This is a genomic window from Coprobacillus sp. AF33-1AC (genome assembly GCF_003475785.1).
Classification (GTDB): domain Bacteria; phylum Bacillota_I; class Bacilli_A; order Erysipelotrichales; family Coprobacillaceae; genus Faecalibacillus.
This window is the reverse complement of the sequence record NZ_QRQB01000049.1, coordinates 1-1761: the sequence shown is the minus strand read 5'-3', so window position 1 is coordinate 1761 and position 1761 is coordinate 1. Positions and strand designations below refer to the sequence as shown.

Here is a 1761-nt window from a genome sequence, read left to right as displayed (position 1 = left end):
ACATCCCCTAGATATTTTATAGGTTCCTCCCCACGATATTTTAAAGCGGACCTCTAAGCTACAGATATTTTAATATACCAAAAAATCCACATTTCGTGGATTTTTTTATTCTTGAATAAGTGGTGTAGACATATAACGATCGCCACCATCTGGTAATAAGACAACAATTGTTTTACCTTTATTTTCTTCTCTTAAAGCTAATTGTTTTGCTGCTGTTAATGCAGCTCCTGATGAAATACCTACTAAAATTCCTTCTGTTTTAGCAATTTCTTTTCCTGTAGCAAAAGCATCTTCATTAGAAATTGTAATCACTTCATCATAAATTGCAGTATCTAATGTTTCTGGTACAAATCCAGCACCAATCCCTTGAATTTTATGAGGACCAGCTTGACCTTTTGATAAAACTGGTGAACTTTCTGGTTCAACAGCAACAACTTTTACATTTGGATTTTTTTCTTTTAAATATTTACCAATACCAGATATTGTTCCTCCTGTACCTACTCCGGCAACAAAGATATCTACTTTACCATCAGTTTGATCATAAATTTCTGGACCAGTTGTTTTATAATGTGCAATTGGATTAGCTGGATTTTCAAATTGTCCTGGAATAAAACTGTTTGGAATTTCTTCAGCTAAAGCTTTAGCTTTGGCGATAGCCCCTTTCATTCCTTCACTACCTGGTGTTAATACTAACTTGGCACCATAAGCTTTCATTAAGTTTCTTCTTTCAACACTCATTGTATCAGGCATTGTAATAATAATTTTTAAACCTAATGATGTTGCTACTGCAGAAAGTCCAATTCCAGTATTTCCTGATGTTGGTTCAATTAATGTAGCCCCTTCTTTAATTAACCCTTTATCTAAAGCATCTAATACCATTTCTTTAGCAATTCTATCCTTTACTGAACCAGCGGGATTAAAATATTCTAATTTTGCTAAAACATCTGCTTTTAAATCATCTTTTTTAATAATTTTATTTAATCTAACTAGTGGTGTATTTCCTACTAAATCTACAAAACCATTTTTAATATCTGCCATAATAAGCCCCTTTCATTTTCATCCTTATTTCCTATAGGATTACTATGGTATTACTATAAAACTTTTTATCTTAGATGTCAACTCATATGATTATGTTTAATAAAAAAAATGTGTATAAACACATTTTAAATGACATAGTCCCAAACTTTATTTTTGCTCATTTCCACCAAATCTTCTAATGTATAAGATTCTAAATAATCAATAATCACTTTATTTAAACCTTCATAAAAAGATATTGTCGGACAAGTTCCATAACGTGGACAAGTATTTTCTTCATCTTCCAAGCATGCTACACATGCAATCTTTCCTTCAACGACTTCTAATATTTCTTTTGGTGTATATTGATTAGCCGGTTTAGCTAATGAATATCCTCCTTGAGGACCTCTTGTACTTTTAATTAGTCCTGCTTTCCCTAATGGTGAAGCAATTTGTTCAAGATATTTAATCGAAATATCTTGTCTTTTAGATACATCCTTTAAAGAAACATGTCCTTGTTCTTGATGTAAAGCAAGATCTATCATAAGTCGTAAAGCATATCTTCCTTTTGTTGAAATCTTCATTTAATCACCTTCTTTTTTTACTATATCATGTTTTTTTCTCCTTGTCACCATAATTTCATAGTAATTCGATATGAATTAATAAAAACAAAATAAAAAAGCACATATGTGCTTAGTTAGGTATATTAAAATATCTGTAGCTTAGAGGTCCGCTTTAAAATATCGT

At 31.1% G+C, this 1761-nt stretch carries 2 protein-coding genes; both read right to left on the bottom strand.

Translation table 11 applies throughout. The features are described 5' to 3' along the window. Positions 1–105 precede the first annotated feature (105 nt). Positions 106–1038, bottom strand: a complete 933-nt coding sequence (gene cysK / locus DWZ53_RS11035; RefSeq protein ID WP_118434208.1) for a cysteine synthase A — start codon at positions 1036–1038, stop codon at positions 106–108. 125 nt (positions 1039–1163) lie between these two features. Further along, on the bottom strand, positions 1164–1598 hold the full coding sequence (locus DWZ53_RS11030; protein WP_118434207.1) for an Rrf2 family transcriptional regulator: 435 nt from the start codon (positions 1596–1598) through the stop codon (positions 1164–1166). Positions 1599–1761 lie beyond the last annotated feature (163 nt).

Excerpts from the sequence above, each read along its gene's own strand:
- cysK (WP_118434208.1), bottom strand. The coding sequence starts at position 1,038 with ATGGCAGATATTAAAAATGGTTTTGTAGATTTAGTAGGAAATACACCA.
- DWZ53_RS11030 (WP_118434207.1), bottom strand. The coding sequence starts at position 1,598 with ATGAAGATTTCAACAAAAGGAAGATATGCTTTACGACTTATGATAGAT.